At 69.7% G+C, this 21,143-nt stretch carries 18 protein-coding genes; 5 read left to right on the top strand and 13 right to left on the bottom strand.

The features are described from left to right. The first annotated feature begins 5 nt into the window (after positions 1-5). Positions 6-1,289, top strand: coding sequence for an ABC transporter permease (locus ABZ796_RS13720; protein ID WP_357337507.1), 1,284 nt, complete (start codon positions 6-8; stop codon positions 1,287-1,289). A 75-nt stretch (positions 1,290-1,364) separates the two neighbouring features. On the opposite strand, the gene ABZ796_RS13715 is transcribed toward ABZ796_RS13720, so the two are convergent. The 12 genes from ABZ796_RS13715 to ABZ796_RS13660 form a co-directional block, all read right to left on the bottom strand. Next, a complete protein-coding gene (locus tag ABZ796_RS13715) occupies positions 1,365-2,558 on the bottom strand; it encodes an amidohydrolase (RefSeq protein ID WP_357337506.1) in 1,194 nt (397 codons plus the stop codon). Between the two features lie 12 nt (positions 2,559-2,570). Then, positions 2,571-3,551: a methylmalonyl Co-A mutase-associated GTPase MeaB gene (gene meaB, locus ABZ796_RS13710; protein ID WP_160025227.1), complete on the bottom strand. Its 981-nt coding sequence runs from the start codon at positions 3,549-3,551 to the stop codon at positions 2,571-2,573. 21 nt (positions 3,552-3,572) lie between these two features. Beyond that, on the bottom strand, positions 3,573-3,950 hold the full coding sequence (locus ABZ796_RS13705; RefSeq protein WP_357337505.1) for a PIN domain-containing protein: 378 nt from the start codon (positions 3,948-3,950) through the stop codon (positions 3,573-3,575). Continuing rightward, entirely contained in the window at positions 3,947-4,177 is a 231-nt protein-coding gene (locus tag ABZ796_RS13700; protein WP_357337504.1) for a hypothetical protein, read from the bottom strand. The genes ABZ796_RS13705 and ABZ796_RS13700 overlap by 4 nt, the downstream gene beginning before the upstream one ends. 85 nt (positions 4,178-4,262) lie before the next feature. Beyond that, positions 4,263-5,954 (bottom strand): serine/threonine-protein kinase, encoded by a 1,692-nt coding sequence (locus tag ABZ796_RS13695; protein ID WP_357337503.1) that lies wholly within the window; start codon positions 5,952-5,954, stop codon positions 4,263-4,265. A 53-nt stretch (positions 5,955-6,007) separates the two neighbouring features. Then, a complete protein-coding gene (scpA, locus tag ABZ796_RS13690; RefSeq protein WP_357337502.1) occupies positions 6,008-8,206 on the bottom strand; it encodes a methylmalonyl-CoA mutase in 2,199 nt (732 codons plus the stop codon). Then, positions 8,203-9,993 carry a methylmalonyl-CoA mutase family protein gene (locus tag ABZ796_RS13685; protein ID WP_357337501.1) on the bottom strand — a complete coding sequence of 597 codons (1,791 nt, stop codon included), beginning with the start codon at positions 9,991-9,993 and terminating at the stop codon, positions 8,203-8,205. The genes scpA and ABZ796_RS13685 overlap by 4 nt, the downstream gene beginning before the upstream one ends. A 103-nt stretch (positions 9,994-10,096) precedes the next feature. Beyond that, positions 10,097-10,330, bottom strand: coding sequence for a hypothetical protein (locus ABZ796_RS13680; RefSeq protein ID WP_357337499.1), 234 nt, complete (start codon positions 10,328-10,330; stop codon positions 10,097-10,099). A 9-nt stretch (positions 10,331-10,339) separates the two neighbouring features. Continuing rightward, on the bottom strand, positions 10,340-11,308 hold the full coding sequence (locus tag ABZ796_RS13675; protein ID WP_357337498.1) for a hypothetical protein: 969 nt from the start codon (positions 11,306-11,308) through the stop codon (positions 10,340-10,342). 113 nt (positions 11,309-11,421) lie between these two features. Next, complete coding sequence (locus ABZ796_RS13670; protein WP_357337496.1) at positions 11,422-11,808, bottom strand: DUF1707 domain-containing protein; 387 nt, start codon at positions 11,806-11,808, stop codon at positions 11,422-11,424. Further along, positions 11,805-13,349 (bottom strand): sulfatase-like hydrolase/transferase, encoded by a 1,545-nt coding sequence (locus ABZ796_RS13665; protein WP_357337494.1) that lies wholly within the window; start codon positions 13,347-13,349, stop codon positions 11,805-11,807. The genes ABZ796_RS13670 and ABZ796_RS13665 overlap by 4 nt, the downstream gene beginning before the upstream one ends. A 48-nt stretch (positions 13,350-13,397) precedes the next feature. Beyond that, positions 13,398-14,969 (bottom strand): sulfatase, encoded by a 1,572-nt coding sequence (locus ABZ796_RS13660; RefSeq protein ID WP_357337493.1) that lies wholly within the window; start codon positions 14,967-14,969, stop codon positions 13,398-13,400. A gap of 104 nt (positions 14,970-15,073) precedes the next feature. Here ABZ796_RS13660 and ABZ796_RS13655 point away from each other — a divergent pair, with 104 nt between their 5' ends. The 4 genes from ABZ796_RS13655 (at position 15,074) to ABZ796_RS13640 (ending at position 19,812) form a co-directional block, all read left to right on the top strand. Continuing rightward, a complete protein-coding gene (locus ABZ796_RS13655; RefSeq protein WP_357337492.1) occupies positions 15,074-16,177 on the top strand; it encodes a glycosyltransferase in 1,104 nt (367 codons plus the stop codon). A gap of 108 nt (positions 16,178-16,285) precedes the next feature. After that, entirely contained in the window at positions 16,286-17,005 is a 720-nt protein-coding gene (locus tag ABZ796_RS13650) for a succinate dehydrogenase cytochrome b subunit (protein WP_357337491.1), read from the top strand. Between the two features lie 15 nt (positions 17,006-17,020). After that, the gene (locus ABZ796_RS13645; protein WP_357337490.1) at positions 17,021-19,075 is read left to right on the top strand and encodes a fumarate reductase/succinate dehydrogenase flavoprotein subunit; all 2,055 of its coding nucleotides are present in this window, start codon (positions 17,021-17,023) and stop codon (positions 19,073-19,075) included. Continuing rightward, entirely contained in the window at positions 19,072-19,812 is a 741-nt protein-coding gene (locus tag ABZ796_RS13640; RefSeq protein WP_357337488.1) for a succinate dehydrogenase/fumarate reductase iron-sulfur subunit, read from the top strand. The genes ABZ796_RS13645 and ABZ796_RS13640 overlap by 4 nt, the downstream gene beginning before the upstream one ends. Before the next feature lie 135 nt (positions 19,813-19,947). Here ABZ796_RS13640 and ABZ796_RS13635 read toward each other — a convergent pair whose 3' ends face one another. Further along, entirely contained in the window at positions 19,948-21,003 is a 1,056-nt protein-coding gene (locus tag ABZ796_RS13635; protein ID WP_357337487.1) for a hypothetical protein, read from the bottom strand. Positions 21,004-21,143 lie beyond the last annotated feature (140 nt).

Below are 21,143 nucleotides of genomic sequence, written 5' to 3'. Positions count from 1 at the left end.
GGACCATGTCCGTTACCGATCTTCCGGTCGACTCCGACGCACCCGTCGTCGCCGAGCGCATCCCGGGCCTGTGGAAGACGCCCATCGTCATGGCCGTGTTCACCGTGCTGGTGGCGCTGCTCGTCATCGTGGCCCCGCGCACCGGTGACTCCACCTTCCGGTGGAGCCGCGAGGGCGACTGGTTCGCCATCCCCGACATCTCGCTGCCCGCCAACGGCGTCGTGTGGACGGCCGTGGTGCTGTGCCTGCTGTGCACGGCGTACGCCGCCTGGAACGCTCGCGCCGGCCGTAAGACTCCCTTGGTGCTGGTCGCAGCCTTCGCCGTCATCGCGGTGTCCGGGTTCCTGGCGTGGGCGGTCGCGGGCAAGACGCTTCCCGTGGTCGGCCTGCTCGCCGGCGCGCTGGCTCTGGCGGTGCCGCTCGTGTTCGGTGCGCTCGGCGGCGTCGTCGGCGAGCGGTCGGGCGTCGTCAACATCGCCATCGACGGCCAGCTGCTCTTCGGCGCCTTCGGCGCGGCGATCGTCGCCTCCGTGACCGGCACCCCCTGGGCGGGCCTGGTGGCCGCGATGGTCGCGGGGATGCTGGTCGCGCTGCTCCTGGGGCTGTTCGCGATCACCTACTGGGTCGAGCAGGTCATCGTCGGTGTCGTCCTCAACGTGCTCGTCATCGGCGTCACCAGCTTCATGTTCTCCCAGGTCCTCTCGGAGAACGCCGGGGCGCTCAACAACCCGCCCCACTTCCCGCGACTGGAGATCCCGCTGCTGTCCGGCATCCCGGTGATCGGCCCGATCTTCTTCCGCCAGACGGTGCTGGTCTACCTGATGTACGCCACCGTCTTCCTCGTCGCCTGGGCCCTCTACCGGTCCAAGTGGGGACTGCGCGTGCGTGCGGTCGGCGAGCACCCGAAGGCGGCCGACACCGTCGGCATCAACGTGATCGCCACCCGCTACCGCACGGTGCTGCTTGCCGGCGCGATCGCGGGCATCGGCGGAGCCACCTACACGCTCGTCTCGGTGCCGTCCTTCGGGCGTGAGATGACCGGCGGCGCGGGCTACATCGCGCTGGCCGCGGTGATCTTCGGCAAGTGGGACCCGATCAAGGCGACCCTGGCAGCGCTGCTCTTCGGCTTCGCGTCCAACGTCGAGTCCGTGCTCTCGGTGATCGGCTCACCGGTTCCGTCGCAGTTTATGCTGATGCTGCCGTACGTCGTGACGATCTTCGCCGTCGCCGGGCTCGTCGGGCACTCGCGGGCACCGGCGGCCGACGGCGTGCCCTACCGGAAGGGCTAGCCCCGCCGAAACTGCACTTGTGGGCGACGAAACTGCCGTTTCGTCGCCCACAAGTGATTTCTCGGCGCGCCGCTTCTACAGATTCGGCGGGGTCAGGGTGCGGTGGGCGGCGGCAGCCAGGACCTTGGCGCCGACGCCCACCGCACGCTCGTCGATGCGTAGGTCGCCCTGGTGGAGGTCGTAGGTGGGGCCGCCCGGGGTGCGTACGCCGAGGCGGAACATCGAGCCCGCGACCTGCTCCTGGTACCAGCCGAAGTCCTCGCCGCCGAGGCTCTGCGCGGAGACGACGGCACCCCGGTCGCCCAGGACTGCGCGGACGCTCTCGACGAGGATCTGGTGGGACTCCTCGTCGTTGCTGACCGGCGGGACACCGCGGGTGTAGTCGACGGCAGCCGTCACGCCATAGGGCGCGATGATCTCGGCGACCACCTCGCGCACGACGTGCTCGACCTCGCTCCAGGCATCGCTGTCGAGGATCCGCACCGTGCCGCCGACGGACCCGTGCGCGGGGATCACGTTGTGGATCTGGCCGGCGGTGACCTTGCCCCAGACCACGCTCACGCCGGCCCGGGGGTCCATCCGCCGGCTCAGGATCACCGGCAGCTCGGTGGTCACCTTGGCGAGCGCGAAGACCAGGTCGCCGGTCAGGTGCGGGCGCGAGGTGTGACCGCCGGTGCCGCTCAGGTGTACGTCGATCAGGTCGGCCGCGCTGGTCAGTGCGCCGGAGCGGAGCCCGACGCGCCCGACGTCCACGGTCGGGTCGCAGTGGAGTGCGAAGATCCGCTCCACGTCGTCGAGCGCACCCAGGCTCATCAGGTGCAGCGCCCCGCCCGGCATGACCTCCTCGGCGGGCTGGAACAGCAGGCGTACGCCACCGGGCAGCGGTGCCTCGCGATGCAGGTCGGCCAGCGCGAGGCCGGCACCGAGCAGCGCCGTGGTGTGTACGTCGTGACCGCAGGCGTGCGCGACCCCGGGGACGGTGCTCGTCCAGATGTCGGTGGTGACGTCCTCGACGGGCAGGGCGTCCATGTCGCCGCGCAGCGCGACGACGCCCGAGCCCTGGCCGGCCGCGCCCAGGTCGGCGATCAGACCGGTCGCCGACGGCTGGTCGACCCGCCAGCCCGCCTTCTCCAACCGTTCGGCGATGAGCGCGGTGGTGCGATGCTCCTGCCAGGAGAGCTCCGGGTGCGCGTGGATGTCCCGGCGCAGGTCGGTCAGCTCGGCGTCGTAGGCATCGACTCGCTCGGCGAGGAAGGCAGCAGGCTCCATGATCTGGCCAGACTAATCCTTGTCGTAGGCGGCCAGGATCCTGTCCGCGGCCACGGTCGCCGGAAGCTCCCCGGAGAGCACCTCGGCACGCACCTCGTCACGGATCGCCTTGACGCCGGCGGAGTGCTTGAGCCGCTGGTCGAGCTCGTCGCGGACGAGGGCCCAGGTGAAGTCGAGCTGCTGCTCGGCGCGCTTGGTGCGCAGCCCGTCCTGACCGAGGTGGGCGCGGTGGGCCATCACCTGCTCCCAGACCGAGTCGACCCCGTCGTCGTGGAGCGCCGAGGCGGTGACCACCGGCGGCGCCCACTCCTCGCGGGAGCGCACCAGCCGGAGCGCACCGGCGAGCTCACGGGCGGCCGCGCGCGCCTCCTGGGCGCGGTGGGGGTCGTCGGGGTCGGCCTTGTTGACCGCGATCACGTCGGAGATCTCCAGGATGCCCTTCTTGATCCCCTGCAGCTGGTCGCCGGTGCGCGCGATGGTGAGGAACAGGAAGGTGTCCACCATTCCCGCCACGGTCACCTCGGACTGCCCGACACCCACCGTCTCGACCAGCACCACGTCGTAGCCGGCCGCCTCGAGCACCGCCATCGCCTGCACGGTGGCCCTGGCGACCCCGCCGAGCGTCCCGGCGGACGGGGACGGCCGGATGAAGGCGTTGGGGTCCACCGAGAGCCGCTGCATGCGCGTCTTGTCGCCCAGGACGGAGCCGCCGGTGCGTACCGAGGACGGGTCGACCGCCAGCACCCCGACCTTGAGGCCGTTGGCGGTCAGCCGGCTGCCGAGCGCCTCGATGAACGTCGACTTGCCGACCCCCGGCACCCCGGAGATCCCGACCCGCACGGTGTCACCCGCGGGGAGCTTGGTGAGCAGCTCGCGCGCGATGTCGCGGTGCTGGGGCTTGGTCGACTCGACCAAGGTGATCGCCCGTGACACCGCCGCCCGCTTGCCGTCGCTGATGCCGTCGAGAAGGTCTTGTACGTCGGGCCCTGGCATGGCCAGCACCTTAGCCAATCCTCACGGAATGACGTGAAGCCCTCTGCTCCGTGCAACGTCTCGAAGACGTACGTCGAAGCTCGCGAGCGAGGCCGCATGGGCATCGGCAGCCATCAGGACGCAGCAGTCCGGCATCTTGAGCGGCGTGGCCACGCACAGGTCCGCCACTCTTCGCGCTTCGTCCTGCACGCGGTCGAGCTCACGGATTCCGACGGCCTCCACCTTCTCGATCACCTCGCCCGCTCGCCCATCCCGCGTCGGGCGCACCAGCACCTCGGCGAGCGTCAAGGTGTGGATCCGATAACGCTCCGTCGTGGAGAGGACGTTCAACGCCTGGACGTGGTGGATGTCGGTCTTGTCGAGGTACGCGATCAGCACGCTCGCATCGAGAACGATCACGCCGGCCAGTCTTCGCGCAGCTCGTCGAGGTAGCCCTCACCGAACTCAAAACCCCCGGCGTTGGCTTCGACCAGTCGGCGCCGCGCAGCAAGCTGATCAGCCTCGTCCCGTTCGAGGGCCTTCGCACCCTCTTCGGCAAGGGCCGCGATCAGGGCGCTGCGGGACTTCCCGGGCCAACGCCGCTCCGCCGCTTCGAGAGCAGCAGCCAGTTCGTCGGTCTCGGTCACCTGATGACGCGGTCGGGAAGTCGGCATACCCAAAAGTGTACCACCGTGATTTCGGGTGGTACACCGCCATTCGTGGTGATCACCGTCAGAGCCCCAGGAGCTCGCGGAGGACGTCGGGGAGCCGGCTCGACCGGGGGTCGTCCAGCGGCACCCAGGAGATGCCCACCTGGGTCACGTGCCAGGCGAGGGCGGCGGCGATGATCACCAGGCCGACGACGGCGACGACCCATCGCTGGGAGGGCGAAGAAGCCGCGCGGGCGACCGGGCCCACGGTGTCGCGGACTCGTTGCGAGGCGAGCCAGGCGGCGGACATGAAGGTCACCGCGGCGGCGTAGAGCACCACGGTCGGCGGCAGCCCCAGGGCCAGGCAGCCGACCGCGACAGCGGCTGCGATCACGCCAGTCAGCGCGGTCAGCGCCGCCGTGCCGGGGACGGCACGGACCAGGTCCCACGGGGATCGGATGAGCGCCCAGGGCCCGTCGTACCACTTCCGTCCGCGCGCTTCGCGGCGCTTCGACAGCTGGTCCGCGGCCAGCGACCCTGCCCGCAGCAGCCAGACACCGAGGCCGAGCAGGGCCGCGCCCAGGAACGGGTACGCCGCGACGACCCCGGCCAGGATCGCGGCGAGCGCGACCAGGATCAGGAAGTGCATCGGACCGGGCCAGCGCTTGAGGTTGGCGTGCTTGCTGGGCGGGCTCCAGCCTGGCTCGGGCACCGGCGCCTGCGGGTCGAACCGGCGCACCACCACGGGCTCGACCGGCGCGTCGGCGGCGGTCACCGCGGTCGGCGACACCTCCTCCACCTCGGGCGGCGCGACCTCCGTGACGGCGTCGCCGGCGGCGCCCGGGTCGACCAGCGTCGGCTTCGGCTGCTCTGCTTCCGCCGGTGCGGCAGCCAGCGGCAGCGTCACCGGCAGCACGGCGGTGACCGCGGAGGCATCCGCCCCCGACCACGGCACCTCGGGCTCCATCAGCCACTCGCGCAGCTCCTCGAGGCCGGGCCGGTCCGCGGGATCCGTCGCCAGTGCGGCCGCCAGGACATCCCGCATCGACCCGTCGATCCCGTCGAGATCGTGCTGGCCGCGGCGTACGCGATCCAGGACGGCCATCGACGGCCCGGTCCCGAACGGCGGCCGGCCCAGCAGCGCATAGGCGGTCGTGGCCGCCCAGGAGTGCACGTCGCTGGCCGGCGACGCGGGCGTCCCCTCCAGGATCTCCGGGGCGAGGTAGCCCGGCGTCCCGACCAGCCACCCGGTGAGGGTGATCTTGGGGTCGTCGGCGACCCGGGCCAGCCCGAAGTCGATGAGCACCGGCGTACGCCCCTCCATCACCACGTTGGAGGGCTTCACGTCGCGGTGCAGCACGCCGGCGTCGTGGCAGGCCGCGACACCGCCGGCCAGGCAGCGCGCCATCCAGAAACGGTCCTCGCCGAGGACCGGCCCGTCGTCCTTGATCCGGTCGTGCAGCGTCGGCCCGGGCACATAGCGGGTCGCGACGTACGGGAGGTCGGCATAGGGGTCGGCGTCGACGATCTCCGCGATCCACGGGCTGCGCACCTGCCGCAGCGACCGCACCTCGCGCTCCAGCCGGGCGCGGGTCTCCTCGTCCCCCACGACGTGCGTACGCAGCACCTTCAGCGCCACCCGCTCGCCGGTCTCCTCGTGGCGGGCGAGATGGACGACACCCATGCCGCCCTCGCCGAGCCTGCTGAGGAGCTCGTAGGAGCCGACCCTCACCAGCCCGTCCCCGGATGCCCGCCCGGGGCGTAGGTCCGTCACAGCTCTGAGGCTAGACGAGCCCTACGCCTCCGGCGAGGACATACCCCGGAGGGTCAGTGATCGAGCTGTTCCCGCAGGCGGGCGAGCAGGTCGAGGGCGGAGTCGGCGATGACCGTCCCCGGCAGGAAGACCGCAGCAGCGCCCATCTGCTCGAGCGTGGCGACGTCGTCGGGCGGGATGACCCCGCCGATGACGATCATGATGTCCGGGCGCCCCTGCTCCTCCAGCGCCGCCTTCAGTGCGGGGAGCAGCGTGAGGTGACCGGCGGCAAGCGAGGAGACTCCGACGATGTGTACGTCGGCGTCGACCGCCTGCTGCGCGACCTCTTCGGGCGTGGAGAACAGCGGGCCTACGTCGACGTCGAAGCCGAGGTCGGCGAAGGCCGAGACCACGACCTTCTGGCCACGGTCGTGGCCGTCCTGGCCCATCTTCGCGACCAGGATGCGCGGGCGGCGGCCCTCCGCCTCCTCGAACTCCTTGGTCGCCTTCAGCACCTCGGTCACCTTGGAGTCCCCCGACGTCGTCGCCTCGTCCCGGTACACACCGGAGATGGTACGGATGACGGCCTGGTGTCGCCCCCATGCCTTCTCCATCGCGTCGGAGATCTCCCCGACGGTCGCCTTCGCACGGGCCGCGTCGACGGCCAGCTTGAGCAGGTTGCCGTCCAGGTTGCCGGTGCCCCTGGGCTTGCTCGTCGAACCGGCCGCGTTGGTGATGGCCTCCAGGGCCCGGCGTACGTCCTCGTCGTCGCGTTCCGCGCGCAGCCGCTCCAGCTTGGCGACCTGCTGCTTGTAGACCTGGTCGTTGTCGACCTTGAGCACGTCGAGCGGGTCCTCGGAGGGGAGCCGGAAGGTGTTGACGCCGATCAGCTTCTGGGCACCGGAGTCGAGGCGCGCCTGGGTGCGGGCGGCCGCCTCCTCGATGCGCATCTTCGGGATGCCCTGCTCGATCGCCTTGGCCATCCCGCCGGCCGCCTCGGCCTCCTGGATGTGGGCCCAGGCGCGCTCGGCCAGGTCGTGCGTCAGACGCTCCACGTAGTAGGAGCCGCCCCACGGGTCGATGATCTCGGTGGTGCCGCTCTCCTGCTGCAGCAGCAGCTGGGTGTTGCGGGCGATCCGGGCCGAGAAGTCGGTCGGCAGCGCGATGGCCTCGTCCAGGGCGTTGGTGTGCAGCGACTGGGTGTGCCCCTGGGTCGCGGCCATCGCCTCGATCGCGGTGCGGCCGACGTTGTTGAAGACGTCCTGGGCGGTCAGCGACCAGCCGGAGGTCTGCGAGTGCGTCCGCAGGGACAGCGACTTGGGGTTCGTCGGGTCGAACTGGCTCACGAGCCGGGACCAGAGCGCCCGGGCCGCGCGCATCTTGGCGACCTCCATGAAGAAGTTCATCCCGATCGCCCAGAAGAAGCTGAGCCGCGGCGCGAAGGCGTCCACGTCGAGGCCTGCGGCCAGGCCCGTGCGCAGGTATTCGACACCGTCGGCCAGCGTGTAGGCGAGCTCGAGATCGGCGGTCGCCCCGGCCTCCTGCATGTGGTAGCCGGAGATCGAGATCGAGTTGAACCGGGGCATCTTCGCGGCGGTGTAGGAGAAGATGTCGCCGATGATCCGCATCGACGCCGCCGGCGGGTAGATGTAGGTGTTTCGGACCATGAACTCCTTGAGGATGTCGTTCTGGATGGTCCCGGCCAGCTTCTCGGGCGGGACCCCCTGCTCCTCAGCGGCCACGATGTAGAGCGCCAGCACCGGCAGCACCGCACCGTTCATCGTCATCGAGACCGACATCTGGTCCAGCGGGATGCCGTCGAACAGCGTCCTGGTGTCGTAGATCGAGTCGATCGCGACGCCCGCCATGCCGACGTCGCCGCGCACGCGCGGGTGGTCGGAGTCGTAGCCACGGTGGGTGGCCAGGTCGAAGGCGACGCTCAGACCCTTCTGGCCGGCGGCGAGGTTGCGCCGGTAGAACGCGTTGGACTCCTCCGCGGTCGAGAACCCGGCGTACTGCCGGATCGTCCACGGCTGGGTCGTGTACATCGTCGGGTAGGGCCCACGCAGGAACGGGCTCAGGCCCGGGAAGGTGTCGAGCGCGTCGAGACCCTCGAGATCCGCAGGCCCGTACGTGGGCTGGATCTCGATGCCCTCGGGGCTCAGCCACGGCTCCCCGTCGCTGATCGAGCCGCCGGAGCCGCTAGGCGGAGGCGTGTCGAGATCAACACCGTCGTTCAGCGAGAACTCCTTGAAGGAATCAGGAATGCTCATGCCAGCTTCTCCCTCGTAGCGGTCAGGAAGGCGAGCGCGTCGACGCCCATCGAGGCGGCGTCGTCCACCTCGGCGTCGACGGCGTCGGGCTTCCCGGCGATGATCACGTGCGTGGCGCCAGCCTCGCGGAGGGCTGCGATCGCGGCCGCGCCCCACTCGGCGTACGTCTTGTCGGAGCCGGCCAGGCAGACGACCGGCGGCGCGCCGGCAGCACGGTACTTCCCGGTCAGCTCCTCGGCATCCGCGGTCGCACCCGCGACCTCGACGCCGATGCCACCGGCGGCGAGGAGGTTGGTCGCGAAGGTCGCCCGGGCGGTGTGCTGGGCGACCGTGCCGATGGTGGCGAGGAAGACCTTGGTGGCGGCGGGAGTGTCGCGCAGGGCCTCGAAGGAGGCGCCGTAGCGCACCACCCGCTCGTTCAGCGGGTCGACCGGCCGCTCGGGGAGCGTCTCGGCGAGGTTGGGGAACTCGGTGAGCCCGGTGATCGGGCGCCTGCGCCGCGCGATCGCCTTCTCCCGCTCGGCCGAGACCGCGGCGATCCGGTCGCGGAAGGGCGAGAAGTCGTGGCCTCCCACGGCATTCGCCCCGGTCCACTCCTCCTCGAGCTGGATGAACGCCTCCCAGCCGGCCTCGGCCATGTCGGCGGTCAGCTGCTCGACCGCGAAGGAGCCACCGGCGGGGTCGGCGACGGCCGCGACGTGGGACTCGTCGATCAGCAGGTGGGACACGTTGCGAGCGATCCGGCGCCCGAACCCGTCCGGCACGCCGTTGGCGGAGTCGAAGGGCAGCACGGTCACCGCGTCCGCGCCGCCGACACCGGCGGCGAAGGCGGCGACGGTGCCGCGCAGCATGTTCACGTAGGGGTCGTACTTCGACAGCATCGGCCGCGAGCTGACCGCGTGGATGCGCATCTCCACGCCCTCGGCGCCGGAGAGCTCGAGGACGCGTGCCCACAGCTGGCGGGCGGCCCGCAGCTTGGCGATCGTCGGGAACTGCTCGTCGGTGGCCGCGAACCGGAACTCGATGAGACTCCCCGCTACCGCGGGCGAGAATCCCGCCTCGGTCAGCGCGCGCAGGTAGGCGACGCCGACCGCGATCGACCAGCCGAGCTCCTGGGCGTCGGAGGCGCCCAGGTCATGCGCGGCCGTGGCATCGACCACGATCGCGCGCACGCCGATCCCCTGGGCCAGGCGGGCGAGGTCGACCAGCTCGGCGAAGGCCTCGTCGGGCGCCAGCGGCAGGTCGCGCAGCAGCGCGCCCATCGGGTCGGCGCCCAGGTTGGTCGCAGCGTGCAGCCCGGTGCCACGCTCGGCGATCAGCGCCAGCAGGTTCTGAGCGACCTTGACCGCACCTATCGGCGCGTCGAGCACGACCGGGGCAAGGTCGAGGAGCACCTTGTCGAGGAGCACCGCGAGGTCGGTGGTCTCGTCGGCGGCCACCCACAGCGAGGAGACTCCGCCGTCCAGGTCGACCAGGGCAGCCTCGTTGGCCGCCTTGGCGTCCACCCCGGACAGCCCGGAGACGAGCGAGCGGATGTCCCAGGCGCCGGCGCGCGTGGGGCGCGCCGCGTCGTCGAAGGACGTGTCCGGCAGGCCGAGCGGGGCGATCCGGAGTCCGTCGAGGGAAGTGCGCGTCAGCTTGTCCCAGACGAGCGAGTCTGCGTCGTCGGCCGTCAGCCGACCGCTCTTGCGGAGGACGGCAGCGGTCGCCGCCTCCCACTCTGCCTGGGAATGGGCATCCGCCGGCTGGGCAAGGCGCAACGAGTCGTCGCGAGCGGCGTCGTTCATGGGTCGAACCTTAGGCCGCTGAAGTGGCGGTGACCACAAAGTGTGAGGTTTACAACCGCTAACTGAGACAGGTCCCCGGCGCCGGGTCCCGTGGCGGCGGAAGTCACGCCGGTTGAGTCTCGGCGGGCTCGAGGTCCCGATCGGGCCGTCGGCTCGCGATCCTCCCCTTCGCCATCGGCGCGCGGATCGTCTTCGGCCGGCACTGGACCGTCGAGGTACGGCGCAGCTTCACCCCCATCCATGAGGAGCGCGCCGGCAGCTGGACCGCCAGCGGCGTACGCATCAGGGAGCTGGCGCGGGAGATCGAGTCGGGCAGCGTCCCGGCCGCCACGCTCACCGAACAACCTCAGGAGCGCCAGTCACCCGTGGCATGATCTTCGCTCCTAGGGTCAGCGGCAACTGGGCAGTCGCCCGAGCACGCAGCCGGGGCCCCCGCCCAGCCGCGGGTTCTGAGAATCTGCGCCACAGCCTCGGCCGTGCGACACGGAGTGTCGAACACCTGATGCCAGCGAAGCCGAGCCGTGACCGTTCCCGACGCGGCGAGATCGTCGAGGGCACGGTCGGCGTCCCGCGCCTGATCACGCCACGCGTCGTGACCAAGTGCACCGTCGAGCTCGACCACGAGGCCATACGCCGCATGTTCGACGTCACGGAACTGGCTGCCGCTCGGTGGCGCGCGCGGCGACTGCCGCTCGGCCGGCGGGAGCCCGTGCGCGCGCTCGACCTTGGTGAGGTAGCCGTGCTCGAGGACCGAGTGGCTCCCGGACTCCAGGTCATCGACGATCGCGCCGATCCACGCGCGCCGGCGCAGCGACGGGAATCGACCAAGCGCCGCCCGCAGGGACGCCGCAGTGACGTACGACCGCCCGGCGACCTGTGCAAGACACGCCACCGCGTCGATCTTCGAGCGTGCCTCGTGTGCCATCGCCAACGCATTGTCCTCGAGCTTCAGGCGCGGCGGGGTGCCGCCATAGGCATGGCTCTCGAGGTTGGTGAGCCGGTGGATCACGATGCCCGGCTGCGCCTTGACCCGGCGCGACTGATCGATCGCAACATGGATCGGATCCGGGACGAAGCCCGGTCGCGCGAACTGTTCGGCCCGCGGGGGTTCCGCGCTCGGGCCGTACAGATAGGCGGGCGCGGCATAGAGAACTGCCGCCCATGCTCGCTGATGCCAGTTGAGCGGACCGGTGTGGTCGACATAGACACGCGGATGCACCCGCCGCAGCTCCTTGCGCCGCCGCATCCGCGCCAGATCCGCACGCGTCACACCAGCAGCCACCAGCTGAGCATGGGTGAGCACCCCGTCCTGCATCCGCCGCTGACTCTCCAGCTGCAGACGCAGGCGTTCACACTCCCACTCGTCGTCCGCACGAGATTCCCCCGAGACCCCCATGGTCCAGTTATCCCACGAAGGCCGCCCGAACCCTAGGAGCGTGGGGCACGCCAGTTGTGCGCAGCGCTCCTAGGGATCAGGAATCGCAGCAGCGGCAGGCCCGTGTAGACCAGCACCCAGACCGGCCAGAAGAACCCAGGGCCCGTGAGGTGCCAGGCCAGGACGGCGATCGCGCCGCAGGTCAGGAACACCAGAAGATCTCGTACGAAGCGAGAGTCTGCCGCGCCGGGCGGGGCGGGATCCTCGCCCAGGTCATCGACCACCGCGGCGAGGTCGGCGACCCGGGCCGCACTCCACACCGCCTCGGCGCGCGACTCGAGCTCGGGCGCGTCGATCCGCCCCGCGGCGTACGCCTCGACGAGCCGCGTCCGCGCGGTCTCGCGCTCCAGATCACCGACCCGGGTGGCCGCGCTGGTCACAGCCCCTCCAGATCGAGCGCCCGCCCGGCGGCGTACAGGTCCTTCGGGCAGGTCGAGGCGGCGCAGTCTGCGTAGCGATCGGCGAGCTGCGCGAGCGCCTTGACGGTCTCCGCGACCGACGGGTCAGCGGCGAGGTTGTGCTGCTCAAAGGGGTCCGAGGAGCGGTCGTAGACCTCGACCTGGCCGGTGTGCAGGCGGGCGTAGGTCCAGGAGCCGACCCGGACGCCGGACCACAGCTGCCGGCTCCCATCGGTGACCCGCCAGCCGGCGACAGGGATCGCGCGCACCTGCTCGGGCGCGTTCAGCCACGGCATGATGTCGATCCCGTCGGACGGCCGCGGTGCCTTCGCACCGGCCGCCCCCAGCAGCGTCGCGGCAAGGTCCGGGTTGGTGACCGGGGTCCGCACGGTTCGGCCACGCGGCACTTCGGGCCCGCTCATCAGCACCGGGATCCGCAGCGACTCGTCGTAGTGCCACAGCTTGCCGTTGAGGTTGTGATAGCCGTTCGAGAAGCCGTTGTCGGAGGTGAAGACGACCAGCGTCCGCTTCAGCTCGCCGCTCTTCTTCAGCCCACCCAGGAGCGAGGCGATGTTGCGGTCCAGGCTGCGGATGGCCTCGAGACGGCGCTGGTAGGCGATCCGGAGCGCGTCCTTCTTCCGCGGATTGAACTTCCCACGCCCGGGCGATCCCTTCGCATAGCCGGAGGTGTCCTCGGGAAAGAGGTTGGGACGCGCCGGGATCTGCACGTTGGCATAGGACCCGCGGTCCTGGGTGTCGGGCACGGTCACCGACAGCGCGGCGTCCGTCCCCGGATAGATCTTCTTCGGGTCATCGGGCCCCGAGGGCCCGCCGTGGTGCGGCGCGACGTAGTTGACCCAGGTGAACCAGGGCTTCCCCGACCCGCGCTCGGCCGCGATCCCCGCCTTCGCGTGCTCCGTGATGACGGTCGAGGAGTAGCCCTTCGACTTGATGATCTCGCCGTTGACGTTGAACTTCGGCGAGCGGAAGTTGTACGTCGAGGGGTCCACGGTCGCGCGCCACTGGTCCCAGCCGGGCGGCACGTCGCCGCGGCTCGAACCCTCGCCGTAGCCGTTGAGGTACTTGCCCGCCAGGATCGTCGAGTAGCCCGCGTCCTGCAGCGACGTCGCGACCGTCGAGGAGTCGTCGAAGGCCGCATAGCCGCCGTGCGGCCCCTCGATCGTTCGCGCACCGTGGTTGTGGGCGTACTGACCGGTCAGCAGCGAGGCCCGCGCCGGCACGCAGATCGGCGTCGGCGCGATCCCCTCGGAGAAGGAGACCCCGGTCCGCTCGACCAGCTTCCGCACCTGCGGCAGGTAGTCCATGTCGAGGTAGGAGAGGTCGTCGACCGTGACCATCAGCAGGTTCGGCTTCTCCGCGGGCCGCTCCAGAGCAGGCGTACGCGTCGGGCTCGCCGCCACGGCGGCCGGCTCGTGCACCAGGCCGGTCACGGCGAGGGCGCTCATCGCCATCGTCGCGACAGCAGCGCGCTTGCGACGGGTGAACAAGTTGCCGACCGGCATGACCAAACACTCCAAAGTAATACGAGTTATTTAGTCTACTTTAACCCGTCAGAGTCCTGCCAGATCAAGCGGTCCATTCGCGGCGTACATCTTCTTGGGGCAGTCGTCGCCGGCACAGTCGCGATACTTCTCGGTCAGGTCGGCCAGGCGCGAGACCGTCGCGGCGTGGCCCGGGTCGTCGGCGAGATTCTTCATCTCGTACGGATCGTTGGTGCGGTCGTAGAGCTCGACCTCACCGGTGGTCAGCTCGACGTAGGTCCATCGCCCCACCCGCACTCCGGACCAGAGCCGCGAGGTGCCGTCGGCGGTCGGCCACGCCTCGATCGGGACGACGCGCGTCTGCTCGGGCGCGCGCAGCCACGGCAGGATGTCGATGCCGTCGGGCTCGTGCGGGTCCTCGGCCCCGGCCGCCGCGAGCAGCGTCGTGGCGATGTCCGGGTTGGTGAGTGTGGTCCCGACCTCGCGCCCCTTCGGCACCCCGGGCCCGCTCATCAGCACCGGGATCCGCAGCGACTCCTCGTAGTACCAGAGCTTGCCGTTGAAGTTGTGGTAGCCGGTCGAGAAGCCGTTGTCGGAGGTGAACACGACCAGCGTGCGGGCCAGGTCGCCGCTCTTCTTCAGCCCACCGAGGAGGGAGGCGATGTTGCGGTCCAGGCTGCGCGCCGACTCGATCCGCCGCTGATAGGAGAGCCGGTAGGCGTCCTTCTCGATCTGCGAGGGGTTCTTCCGCGACGGGGACCCCTTCGGGAAGTTCTTGCGCGCCTCCGGGAACAGGTTGGGCTGCCGCGGGATCGGCTCGTCGGCGTACTTGTCCCGATCCTGCTCGTCCGGCACCGGCACGCCAATCGCACCCTTGGTGCCAGGGAAACGCTGCTTGGGGTCGCCCTTCTCCGTCGGCCCGCCGATGTGTGGCGCCACGTAGTTCACCCACTGGAACCACGGCTTCTCCCCAGCCCCGGCCTTCTTCCTGGCGTCCTTCAGCGCCGCCTTCGCCTGCTGGGTGATGACGGTGGTCGAGTATCCCTTCGGCTTCACCAGGCGCCCGTTGACGTTGAACTTCGCGCCCAGATAGTTGTAGGTCGACGGGTCGACCGTCGCGCGCCACTCGTCCCAGCCCGGAGGCAGGTCCCGCTCGGTCCCTGCCTCGCCGTACTCGTTGAGGTACTTCCCGGTGAACACCGTCGAGTAGCCCGCCTCCTGCAACGAGGTGGCCAGGGTCTCGGAGTCGTCGAAGGACGGATAGCCGCCCTCGGGACCGTGGATGGTGTGGGCACCGTGGTTGTGGGCGTACTGCCCCGAGAGCAGCGAGGCGCGGGCCGGTACGCAGATCGGCGTCGGCGCGACCGCGTCGGTGAAGGTCACCCCGCTCTCGCCGACCAGGCGCTGCACGCTCGGCAGGTAGTCCATGTCGAGGGAGGAGAGGTCGTCGACGGTGATCATCAGCAGGTTGGGCTTCTCGACCGGCATCTCGAAGGCCGGTGTCGCGGTCGAGGGCTGCTCAGAGACGTGCTCGCCCGACGGCTGCTGGGTCGGCGCCCGACCACAGCCCGCCAGCCCCATGACCCCAGCCACCGCGAGCGCTGCTGCCGAAAGCGTCCAGCCCCGTCTGGGTACCGCCACTGATTGTCCTCATCACGCTGGTCGTCTACTGGTCGTGCCGATGGTTCATCCCAGGTCAACGCACACGTCGCGCTCTCGCCACCCCCGGGCAGGACGCTGGTCCTATGAAGATGGCGCTGGTCACCGAGAGCTTCTTTCCTACCATCGATGGTGTCACAACCACGGTGAAGGCCATCGCCGACCGCATGATCGAGTCGGGCCACGAGGTGCGGTTCATCGCGCCCGGCCCCGGACTCCCGGTCTACCGCAACAGCAGGGTCGTCCGCGTCTCGCCGATCGCCAAGACCGGCCGCCAGGTACGCAGCGCCCTGGAGTCCTTCGAGCCGGACGTCGTGGTCACCTTCGACCCGGGCCGCCTGGGCCGCAGGGCACTGTCGTCCCCGACTGCGGCCGCCGCGACCACGCTGGTCGTCCAGCAGTCCCCGCTCTCCCCGAAGGCGGCGCTCACCTGGAGCACCTCGATCGCCGCGTACGCCGATGAGATCTTTGTCACAAGCGAGTACCTGCGTCGCATGCTCGCGGCGATCGACGTCGGCGCCGAGGTGTGGGAGCCGGGGGTCGACACGGCCGCCTTCTCGCCCAGTCTGCGCGACGACTGGCTCCACCGCCGCTGGTCCAGGGCGAAGTCCCGCCCCACCCCGCTGGTCGTGGTCGGCTACGCCGGCAACCTCGCCAAGAGCCATGGGGTACGCCGCCTCACCGAGCTCACCGCGGTGCCCGGGATCCGCCTCGTCATCATCGGCGACGGACCCCAGCGCGGATGGCTGAAGCAGCGGGTCCCGCAGGCGAAGCTGACCGGTCCGCTGGGCACCGGCGACCTGGCCATCGCGCTGGCCTCGCTCGACGTTCTCGTCCACCCCGGCGAGGAGGAGGGATGTGGCCACATCCTGCGTGAGGCCGCGGCCAGCGCCCTCCCGGTGATCGCCCCGCGCTCCGGCGCGGCCGCCGAGATCGTCCAGCACATGGAGACGGGGTTGCTCTACAACCCGGCCCGCGCCCGCGAGCTCGCGGACGCGGTCGCCTCGGTGGTCTCCGACCCCCGGCGGCACCTGCTCGGCGACCGCGGCCGGGAGCTGGTCGCGACCCGTCCGTGGACCGATGCGGTCGACGAGCTCTTGACCCGCCTGGTCACACTGAACGACGTCCGATCCTCACGATCTCGCGCATCTGCGCCCGAGAATGTCGGCCCCACTGTTAGGCTTGCCTAACCCACATCTGGGCTACTAGCCAGTAACCACATCCGACCGCACCGGCCTGCGAAGGTCACATACTCCCTGCGTACAAGTTCAGGTATCGGGAGTAGTAGCGTGCGTGCCGTGGCAACCACGACTCTGATCAAAGGCGCGCGGTCGACGCGCTCGACGATCGCCCTGAAGCTCCTTATGGCGGCCAGCGGCATCGTCTTCATCCTGTTTGTGCTCCTGCACATGTACGGCAACCTCAAAGCCTTCAGCGGCGAGCTTGCCTACAACGAGTACGCCGAGCACCTGCGTACGTTCGGGGAGCCGATGCTGCCGTACGGCGGCCTCCTCTGGATCCTCCGCGTGGTGCTCCTGGGCTCACTGGTGGCACACGTCGGTGCGGCGGTGGCGCTCTCGATGCGCGCTCACGCGCAGCGCCCCGTCAAGTACGCGGTGAAGAAGAACAAGGCTTCGTCGCTCTCCTCGCGCACCATGCGCTGGGGCGGCGTGACCCTGCTCGTCTTCATCATCTGGCACCTGCTCCACTTCACCATCGCGAAGATCAACGTGGGCGCGGGCGGACAGGCCCCAGACATCACCGAGAACCCCTACCGCCTCCTGGTGAACTCCTTCCTGCCGGAGCAGTGGTGGATGGTCGCGATCTACCTGTTCGCGATGCTCGCGCTCGGATTCCACCTGCACCACGGCACCTTCAGCGCCCTCCAGACGCTCGGGTTCACCAACACCGCTGAGTCGCGTGCCAGGGCCCGCGTCGCCGGCTGGGTCGTCGCGATCGTCGTCGCCGGCGGCTTCTCGCTGGTCCCCCTGTTCACCGTCTTCGGCGTCATCTCGTAAGGACATCTGACACACATGGCTGCTGGAACCCACTACCTGCCCGGCCTCACCCCGACCAACGAGGCCCCGGTCCAGAAATCCGACGACGCCGCGGGCTACTACGTGCTCGGCGACAAGCTCGTCGACCCGAAGGCGCCGACCGGCCCGATCGACGAGCGCTGGAAGATCCGCAAGTTCGAGAACCGCCTGGTCAACCCGGCCAACCGCCGCAAGCTGTCGATCATCATCGTCGGCACCGGCCTGGCCGGCGGCGCCGCTGCCGCCACGCTCGGCGAGGCCGGCTACCACGTGAAGTCGTTCTGCTACCAGGACTCCCCGCGTCGGGCCCACTCGATCGCCGCCCAGGGCGGCATCAACGCCGCCAAGAACTACAAGGGCGACGGCGACTCGATCTACCGCCTCTTCTACGACACGGTCAAGGGCGGCGACTACCGCGCCCGCGAGTCCAACGTCTACCGGCTCGCCGAGGAGTCGGTGAACATCATCGACCAGTGCGTGGCCCAGGGTGTCCCCTTCGCCCGCGAGTACGGCGGTCTGCTCGACAACCGCTCCTTCGGTGGCGTGCAGGTGTCGCGTACGTTCTACGCCCGCGGCCAGACGGGGCAGCAGCTCCTCATCGGCGCCTACCAGGCCATGGAGCGCCAGGTCGCGGCCGGCACGGTGGAGCAGTTCACGCGTCACGAGATGCTCGAGCTGATCGTCGCCGACGGCAAGGCCCGCGGCATCATCGCCCGTGACATGGTCACCGGCGAGATCGAGACCCACCTGGCCGACGTGGTCGTGCTCGCCACCGGTGGCTACGGCAACGTCTTCTACCTCTCGACCAACGCGATGGGGTCCAACGTCACCGCCACGTGGCGTGCGCACCGCAAGGGCGCCTACATGGCCAACCCCTGCTACACGCAGATCCACCCGACCTGCATCCCGGTCACCGGCGCCCACCAGTCGAAGCTGACCCTGATGTCGGAGTCGCTGCGTAACGACGGCCGTATCTGGGTGCCCAAGAAGGCCGAGGACTGCGCCAAGGACCCGCGCGAGATCCCCGAGGAGGACCGCGACTACTTCCTGGAGCGGATCTACCCGTCCTTCGGGAACCTGGTCCCCCGCGACATCGCCTCGCGCGCCGCGAAGTACATGTGCGACGAGGGCCGCGGTGTCGGTCCCGAGGTCGACGAGACCCAGCCCGACGGCACGGTGAAGAAGTTCCGCCGCGGCGTCTACCTCGACCTGGGTGCCGCGATCGAGCGCCTCGGCAAGGCCGCGATCGAGGAGAAGTACGACAACCTCCTCGACATGTACGAGCGGATCACGGGTGAGAACCCCTACGAGCTGCCGATGCGCATCTACCCCGCCGTGCACTACGTCATGGGCGGTCTGTGGGTCGACTACGAGCTCTCGACCAACATCGAGGGTCTGTACTGCACCGGCGAGGCCAACTTCTCCGACCACGGCGCGAACCGCCTCGGCGCCTCGGCGCTGATGCAGGGTCTGGCCGACGGCTACTTCGTGCTCCCGAACACCATCCGCGACTACCTCGCCGACGGCCCGTTCGAGGCCATCTCCGAGGACCACCCGGCGGTCGTCGAGGCGAAGCAGTCGGTCCAGGAGCGAATCGACAAGTTCATGTCGATCAACGGCACCCGCTCGGTCGAGTCGATCCACAAGGAGCTCGGCCTGATCATGTGGGAGTACTGCGGCATGGAGCGGACCCAGGAGGGCCTCAAGAAGGCCATCAGCCTGATCCGCGAGCTCAAGAAGGAGTTCTGGACCAACGTCAAGGTCCTCGGTTCGGCCGACTCCCTCAACCAGGACCTCGAGAAGGCCGGCCGCGTCGCCGACTTCATCGAGCTCGGTGAGCTCATGTGCATCGACGCGCTCAACCGGCGCGAGTCCTGCGGCGGCCACTTCCGAGGCGAGTCGCAGACCGAGGACGGCGAGGCGCTGCGTCACGACGACGAGTTCGCCTACGTCGCGGCCTGGGAGTTCGGTGGCGAGGACGGCGCCCCGATCCTCCACAAGGAGGACCTGATCTACACCGCCATCGAGATGAAGCAGAGGTCGTACAAGTGAAGCTCACCCTCAAGATCTGGCGGCAGGCCGACGCGTCCGAGAAGGGTGCGCTCAAGACGTACGAGCTGGACGGGGTCTCCTCGGACATGTCGTTCCTCGAGATGCTCGACCTGCTCAACGAGCAGCTCCTGCACAACGACGAGGAGCCGGTCGCGTTCGACTCCGACTGTCGCGAGGGCATCTGCGGCATGTGCTCGCTGATGATCAACGGCGAGGCGCACGGCCCGGAGGTCACCACGACCTGCCAGCTGCACATGCGCTCGTTCAAGGACGGCGACACGATCACCATCGAGCCGTGGCGCGCCGCGTCGTTCCCGATCGTCAAGGACCTGATCGTCGACCGCTCCGCGTTCGACCGGATCATCCAGAACGGCGGCTACATCTCGGCCAACACCGGCTCGGCCCCCGAGGCCAACTCGGTGCCGGCACCGCGCGACAAGGCCATGCGGGCGTTCAACACCGCCACCTGCATCGGCTGCGGCGCGTGCGTCGCCGCCTGCCCCAACGGCTCCGCCTCGCTGTTCCTCGGCGCGAAGATCACCCACCTCGGTGAGCTGCCGCAGGGCCAGCCGGAGCGCTACTCCCGCGTGCAGTCCATGGTCGGCCAGCACGACGCCGAGGGCTTCGGTGGCTGTACCAACATCGGCGAGTGCGCCGCCGCGTGCCCCAAGGAGATCCCGCTCGACGTGATCTCGCAGCTCAACAAGGACCTGCGCAAGTCGATGATCCTCGGCTGACCGTCTGGTCTCCATCGAAGGGCCGCCCTCCCGTGTGGGGGCGGCCCTTCGCGCTTTCATGGTTACGACGGGACGTTCTTGTCGGTTACCCACGGGTAGAGCGACAAGAACGTCCCGTCGTAACCGCCGGCTTGATCAGGCGGCTCGGTGGTTCAGGAGGCGCTTCCGGTCCGCCGCGGTCAGTGAGCGGCGCTGCTCGACCGTGACCGTGGGCGTCCACCACGCCGGTGGGTCGACCGTCCATCGACGCTCCGGCTTGAAGCGCAGGGCACGTTCACGCGCTTCCGTCGTACGCCGCAAGAACCGGCTCGGGTCACGCCGGTCGACAGCTGTCATGGTGACGTACTCCAGGCCCGCGCTGCGGAAGAGGCTCTCCCGCTGGATGTCGCTCGCGCGGCGCTCGCCGGCGAGGTGGAGGCCACCGTCGTACTCTCCGACGACCCCGGCTTCGGCATCGAGCAGATCCGGTGTGCCGATGTGGTTTCCGGCGAGGTCGAAGATCGGGTGGTTGCACAGCGGATGCGGCAGCCCGAGGTCGAGCTGCCAGTGCAGGCGCATCTCGGGTTCCATCGGTGACCAGCTGTTCTCGTCGGCGAGCCCGATGGCCAGGCGGAGCTGTTCGACTCCGTACCAGCCATTCAACGTGCTGGCGTGCTCGACCAGCTCGGCGATCGATACCCGGTCGGTCTGCAGCGCCATGTCGAGTGCGACCACCGCGCGCGAAAGCGTCGCCGCGTGGCGCGCTTCGTAGGCCGCCGACCGGAGCGGATGAGTTCCGCAGACGCCATCGAGGACGTACCACTGGCTCAGCGGCAACCGCTCCGCCGTGAGCCGGATCCCCGGCCGGTCTCGATAGCGATGGTTGGCGATGACGATCGGCACCGGCCTCGCGTTGCCGTTCCCGTCGAGCCCGTCGAACCAGCGCGCTCCCGCCCAGGCGAAGGCCGCCCAGCCGGTGATATGACCCTCGGGTATTCCCGCTGCCGCCTCCAGCACCCGCTGCTGAGGTCGGGTGGAGTCGACGTGAGCAGGGACGTACAGACCAGGTCCCGTCCGACGCCAGGCGCTCCCTCGCACCTGCCTGGGCGTCGGTCCCCTCTCCCCCGCCGGATCCACGCGCACCGGCGCGACGAGCCCGAGCGCCCGGTCCCCATGAGGCGCCGGCCGAAAGTGAGTGGCCCGAGAAGTCATGAAGGCAGGGTGTGCCAGGTGCGCCCGGCATCGCACCCGCATTCCCGACCCCTGTGGATAACTGGCCCACCAACGGATACGACGGGACGTTCTTGTCGGATTACCAGTCGGTAATGGACAAGAACGTCCCGTCGTATCGC

It is taken from the genome of Nocardioides sp. NPDC047086 (genome assembly GCF_040643685.1).
Lineage (GTDB): Bacteria > Actinomycetota > Actinomycetes > Propionibacteriales > Nocardioidaceae > Nocardioides.
Note: the sequence above shows the minus strand (reverse complement) of the source record. Positions and strands in the feature narration are given on the sequence as shown.

Excerpts from the sequence above, each read along its gene's own strand:
- ABZ796_RS13655 (WP_357337492.1), top strand. The coding sequence starts at position 15,074 with ATGAAGATGGCGCTGGTCACCGAGAGCTTCTTTCCTACCATCGATGGT.
- ABZ796_RS13665 (WP_357337494.1), bottom strand. The coding sequence starts at position 13,349 with ATGCCGGTCGGCAACTTGTTCACCCGTCGCAAGCGCGCTGCTGTCGCG.
- ABZ796_RS13685 (WP_357337501.1), bottom strand. The coding sequence starts at position 9,993 with ATGAACGACGCCGCTCGCGACGACTCGTTGCGCCTTGCCCAGCCGGCG.
- ABZ796_RS13675 (WP_357337498.1), bottom strand. The coding sequence starts at position 11,308 with ATGCAGGACGGGGTGCTCACCCATGCTCAGCTGGTGGCTGCTGGTGTG.
- ABZ796_RS13645 (WP_357337490.1), top strand. The coding sequence starts at position 17,021 with ATGGCTGCTGGAACCCACTACCTGCCCGGCCTCACCCCGACCAACGAG.
- ABZ796_RS13635 (WP_357337487.1), bottom strand. The coding sequence starts at position 21,003 with ATGACTTCTCGGGCCACTCACTTTCGGCCGGCGCCTCATGGGGACCGG.
- ABZ796_RS13720 (WP_357337507.1), top strand. The coding sequence starts at position 6 with ATGTCCGTTACCGATCTTCCGGTCGACTCCGACGCACCCGTCGTCGCC.
- ABZ796_RS13715 (WP_357337506.1), bottom strand. The coding sequence starts at position 2,558 with ATGGAGCCTGCTGCCTTCCTCGCCGAGCGAGTCGATGCCTACGACGCC.
- meaB (WP_160025227.1), bottom strand. The coding sequence starts at position 3,551 with ATGCCAGGGCCCGACGTACAAGACCTTCTCGACGGCATCAGCGACGGC.
- scpA (WP_357337502.1), bottom strand. The coding sequence starts at position 8,206 with ATGAGCATTCCTGATTCCTTCAAGGAGTTCTCGCTGAACGACGGTGTT.